Annotated in this window: 3 protein-coding genes; 2 read left to right on the top strand and 1 reads right to left on the bottom strand. The window is 42.2% G+C overall.

All coding sequences use genetic code 11. The features are described from left to right. The first annotated feature begins 184 nt into the window (after window positions 1-184). Both IQ234_RS19520 and IQ234_RS19515 read left to right on the top strand, forming a co-directional pair. The gene (locus IQ234_RS19520; protein WP_193958303.1) at window positions 185-2,965 is read left to right on the top strand and encodes a cation-translocating P-type ATPase; all 2,781 of its coding nucleotides are present in this window, start codon (window positions 185-187) and stop codon (window positions 2,963-2,965) included. Window positions 2,966-2,969: 4 nt separating this feature from the next. Further along, a complete protein-coding gene (locus IQ234_RS19515) occupies window positions 2,970-4,769 on the top strand; it encodes an SLC13 family permease (RefSeq protein ID WP_193958302.1) in 1,800 nt (599 codons plus the stop codon). Window positions 4,770-4,824: 55 nt separating this feature from the next. On the opposite strand, the gene IQ234_RS19510 is transcribed toward IQ234_RS19515, so the two are convergent. Further along, entirely contained in the window at window positions 4,825-5,361 is a 537-nt protein-coding gene (locus tag IQ234_RS19510; protein ID WP_193958301.1) for a tetratricopeptide repeat protein, read from the bottom strand. Window positions 5,362-5,731 lie beyond the last annotated feature (370 nt).

Raw genomic sequence — 5,731 nt, 5'->3', positions numbered from 1 at the left:
GTTCCCCATTTCCCCACTTCCCCACTTTCCACACCCCACTTCATAATTCATAATTCATAATTCATAATTCCCCCTCCCCACACTCCACACCCCAATGCTCCCTGATAACTGATATTGTGATATGTAATTAGCTTAACTCGCTTACCTTTTTAGTTCACGCGTACACCCTCTTCAATCGCTCGCTATGACTTTTCCCACTACGTCCCCCCAAGTCTCGGAGATAGAGAATAATCGTGCTTGGCACAATTTAACTGGCGAACAAACCCTAGAAATACTGAGAACCAATGGGGAAACCGGCTTAAACGAGGCGGAAATTGTTAAAAGAAAAGATATTTTCGGGTTAAATGAACTAAAAGAAACGGGGGGACGCAGCCCGTTAATGATTCTCTGGGAACAGTTTACTAACATAATGTTAGTGATGCTGATTGCCGTGGCGGTGGTTTCGGCGGTTTTGGACCTGAAAAAAGCGGAATTTCCCAAAGATGCGATCGCTATTTTTACAATTGTTATTTTAAACGGTATTTTAGGATATTTACAGGAAAGTCGGGCAGAAAAGGCTTTAGCCGCCCTTAAGCAGTTATCCTCGCCGAAAGTCCGGGTTATTCGTAATGGTAGCACCTTTGAAGTGGCGGCCAAGGAACTTGTCCCCGGGGATATCATGTTACTAGAAGCGGGGGTACAAATTGCCGCCGATGGCAGATTATTAGAAGCACAAAACCTGCAAATCCGGGAAGCTGCCTTAACGGGTGAAGCAGAATCGGTGAATAAACAAGCACAGAAGGTTTTACTGGAAGATGCCTCTTTGGGCGATCGCATTAACCTCGTCTATCAGGGTACGGAAGTAGTACAGGGACGGGGGAAAGTGGCGATTACCAAGACGGGAATGGACACGGAAATCGGTAAAATCGCCGCCATGTTACAAGGAGTAGAAAGTGAACCCACACCCCTACAGCAGCGAATGTCGCAGTTAGGTAACGTTTTAGTGAGTGGTTCCCTAGCTTTAGTGGCTGTAGTCGTCCTAGGCGGTGTAATTCGCTTTGGTTGGCAGTTTTTTGAGTCATTACTAGAAACCTCCCTTAGTATGGCTGTGGCTGTTGTCCCCGAAGGTTTACCAGCAGTGGTAACGGTGACATTGGCAATTGGAACCCAAAGAATGGTGAGAAGACAAGCTTTAATCCGTAAATTGCCGGCAGTGGAAACCTTAGGCTCGGTAACGACGATTTGCTCCGATAAAACCGGAACTTTAACTCAAAATAAAATGGTGGTGCAGAAAGTCAATACTTCCCACCATGTCATTACTGTCACGGGGGAAGGTTACGCGCCCATCGGTGAGTTTAGTGGTGCTAGTGAAAGTGATCCCGAACTACAGGCAATTTTAACGGCTTGTGTGCTGTGTAATGACGCACTTTTGCAGAATCAAGCGCAAGAATGGTTAATTTTAGGCGATCCCACCGAAGGAGCTTTACTGACGTTAGCGGGTAAAGGAGGACTATATCGGGAAGCATTGGAACCAAAAAGCCCTCGTTTAGGCGAATTTCCCTTTTCTTCCGAACGAAAGAGAATGTCAGTAATCTGTGAGAATGCCCAGTTAGGTTTGGGGGATTCTACCTATTTAATGTTTACCAAAGGCTCGCCGGAATTAATTCTCGAACGCTGTTCTCTAATCCAAGTTGGGGCGGAAAGTCAACCCTTAACAGATGAACAAAGAAACCGTATTTTGGCACAAAATGACGAAATGGCGGGTAATGGCCTACGAGTCTTAGGTTTTTCCTATAAACCGATGACAGAAGTGCCAGAAGCGGAAAGAGAAGATAGTGAGGAACAATCCTTGGTTTGGTTGGGATTGGTGGGAATGCTCGATGCACCCCGCAAGGAAGTTAAAGAAGCGGTTGCCCTCTGTCGTCAAGCGGGAATTCGTCCGATTATGATTACCGGAGATCATCAATTAACGGCCAAGGCGATCGCCAGTGAATTAGGCATTGCTGCTGCTGGGGAGCGAGTAATCACGGGGAAAGAATTAGAAAAAATGTCTCAGAATGACCTAGAGGGAGAGGTAGATGGTGTGAGCGTCTATGCTCGCGTTTCTCCCGAACATAAGCTGAGAATCGTCCAAGCCCTGCAAAAACGGGGTAAATTCGTCGCCATGACGGGGGATGGAGTCAATGATGCTCCAGCACTAAAACAAGCGGATATCGGCATCGCCATGGGGATTACGGGAACCGATGTCAGCAAAGAAGCCAGCGATATGATTTTGCTGGATGATAATTTTGCCACCATCGTCGCTGCCACCGAAGAAGGGCGCGTGGTTTACAGTAACATTCGACGCTTTATTAAATACATTCTCGGCAGTAATATTGGCGAGGTTTTAACCATTGCAGCGGCTCCGCTGCTCGGTTTAGGCGGTGTACCCCTTTCTCCCTTACAAATCCTCTGGATGAACCTTGTCACCGACGGTTTACCGGCTCTTGCTCTGGCAATGGAACCCGCCGAACCTAATGTGATGAAACGTCCACCTTTTAGCCCCCGGGAAAGCATTTTTGCTCGCGGGTTGGGTTGGTATATGATTCGCATCGGCATCGTCTTTGCCATTCTCACCATTATTATGATGTATTGGGCTTACCGATATACTCAGGCAACTCCCGAAATCGGAGATCCTGGACGTTGGAAAACTATGGTATTTACTACCCTCTGTTTAGCACAAATGGGTCATGCTTTAGCGGTGCGTTCCCATACCCAGTTAGCGGTGCAAATGAATCCCTTCTCTAATCCTTACATTATTGCCGCCGTGGGCTTGACAACGATCCTACAATTGTTGTTAATTTATGCTCCTCCTCTACAAAACTTCTTCGGTACTCAATGGATTAGTGGCACAGAATTATTAATCTGTTTTGGATTTAGTGCCTTAATGTTTGTTTGGATTGAGTTGGAGAAGTTATTTATTCGCTGGTTCATGACGAAAAAATAAATCAATGCCAACACCAATTATTCTGACTTTAACGGTTTTAGTCGTTGCTTTAGTCGCTTTTGTGGCGGAATGGCTGCCAGTAGATTTAACCGCTTTATCCGTGGCGATTGTCCTCATTCTTTTGGGTTTAGTTACTCCCGAAGAAGGTATCGCCGGATTTAGTAATTCTGCCACGGTGACAGTGATGGCGATGTTTGTGCTTAGTGCCGGAATTACCCGCACGGGAGTGATTCAAGTAGTTCGCGATCGCTTGTTGGTTTGGGGTGGCAAAAGTCCCCACCAACAGGTATTTGTCCTAGGAGCATTAGTGGGGCCAATTAGTGCTTTTATTAATAACACGGCAGTGGTGGCGATCTTTTTACCCATCGTTGAAGATTGGTGTAAAAAACAAAAAATTTCTCCTTCTAAGTTATTAATTCCCCTTTCCTACGCCACGGTTTTAGCGGGGATGATTACCGTGGTGGGAACTTCTACAAACATTCTCGCTAGTGGTATTTCTGCCAAGCTGGGTTATGGGCAATTTAGCTTATTTCAATTCACTGCTTTGGGGGTAGTAACTTTTTTGGGAGGTTTGATTTATTTAGCAATTTTTGCCCCGAAATTATTACCCGATCGCAAATCTTCCACAGGGGAATTTTTGGACGATGATTATGGTTCTAAAGTATATCTGAGTGAGGTAATTATTAGCCCTCGTTCTAATCTTATCGGTCAAACTTTATCTCAAAGTGGACTACAAAGAAAGTTTGATTTTGATGTGTTGGAATTAATCAGAAATAAGGTACATTTATCCCAACCTTTAGCCGATAAAGTTCTCAATGCTGGCGATATTTTAATCGTTCACAGTAGTCGGGAAGAACTATTAAAAATTAAGGATGAACGGGGATTAGAAATTTTTGCTGATCTCAAATTTCAGAAAGGAGATACTGAATCGGCAATTACTACAGGTGAGGAAAAATTAGCCGAGGTTTTGATTCTTTCTAATTCCCGTTTAATTGGGACAACTTTAAAAGATTTGAAATTTCGTCAGCGTTATAATGCAACGGTTTTAGCGATTCGCCGTGGTTCGGAATTACTGCAAGGAAGATTAGGGAAAATTCCTTTAAAGTTTGGTGATTTGCTCTTAGTTCAGGGACCAAAACAGAGTTTTATTGGTTTACAAACCACGCGAGAATTATTAGTCTTAGAAGAAAAAGATATCGAATCCCTGCGAAAGGATAAGGGAATTATTGCTTTAATGATTACTTTGTCGGTGATTATTATTGCCGCTTTTGATATTCAACCGATTCTCGTCACCAGTTTAGTCGGAGTGGTTTTAATGGTAATTACTGGCTGTCTAAAACCCGGGGAAGTCTATGGTTCCATTCGTTGGGATATTATCTTTTTATTAGCGGGTTTAATTCCCCTAGGTACTGCCATGGATAACTCAGGAACTACTAAATGGTTAGCAGATAATTTAGTGGCTATCGGCGGACATCTTTCGGGGTTTTGGATCTTAGTTTTCTTCTATCTAATTACCTCATTTTTAACTGAAATTCTCTCTAATAATGCTGCCGTGGTGTTAATGATTCCCGTCGCCGTGGAAGTGGCGAAAACTTTGGGTTTAAATCCTTTGGCTTTTATGTATGCTGTCACCTTTGCTGCTTCTAATAGTTATCTAACACCGATTGGCTATCAAACTAATACCATGGTTTATGCACCAGGGGGCTATAAATTCCTCGATTTTACCCGTTTGGGTGCGCCCCTAAATTTAATTTTGACGATTCTAACCCCTAGTTTAATTGTCTTGTTTTATGGCTTGAAATAAAGAAAGAGATCGAAGATTCTTCGATCTCTAAAAAGAATTTGATCAGTAGTCAAAACTATTTCGATTCGGCGAAGCGTTTACGCAGGGATTCGGTGCGCTTTTTCGCCACGGTATTATTAGGATCAAATTTGAGAGTTTCTTCGTAGGTTTCGAGAGCTTTTTTAGCCATTTGTTTCTTTTCGTAAACATTGCCAAGATTATTGAGAGCGATCGAGTATTGAGGATAAAGTTTAATTGCCTCTTTGTAGTTACGAATCGCTAATTCTAATTGTTCTTGGGCAAAATAGGAAAACCCGATCGCATTGTAGATTAGGGCTTGATTTTCTGGTTCGATGCCTTCTTCTTCAGAGATTTTTAAAGCCTTTTGTAGTAAACTCAAGGCTTGAACATAGAGTTTTTTATCCAGATAAAGGCTCCCCAATTCATAGTATTCTTTAGCTGTACCTTTTTCTTTTTGCAATTTCTTTTGTAGCTTGTTAAAGGTTCCTTCTACTCGACGGGTTTTAAAGATTTGCACGATGACAAAAATTCCTAAACCAATCACGAAAATTAGCAATCCAGAAACGTAAATAAGCGGCAGGGTATCTTCCATAATTAGCGATCGAGCAATTAATATTTTTATACTTATTCCCTCAGATTATAGCAGGATTTAGTCAGTAATCAGTGATCAGTTATCAGTTATCAGTGATCAGTTATCAGATGTGAGTTTTCCGTTCACTGTTCACTGTTCACAGCAAAAAACTCCCGTCTCCCCCCTCCCCACTTCCCACACCCCACTTCATAATTCATAATTCATAATTCATAATTTCCACACCCCACTTCATAATTCATAATTCATAATTCATAATTCATAATTTATAATTTATAATTTATAATTCATAATTCATATATCATAATTCATAATTCTTAATTGATATTACCCACACAATAGAAATTAATTGATGATAAAATGAAAGCAGTTT

This window comes from Microcystis aeruginosa LEGE 91341 (assembly GCF_015206885.1).
GTDB lineage: Bacteria > Cyanobacteriota > Cyanobacteriia > Cyanobacteriales > Microcystaceae > Microcystis > Microcystis aeruginosa_H.
This window is presented reverse-complemented; position numbering and strand designations above follow the sequence as displayed.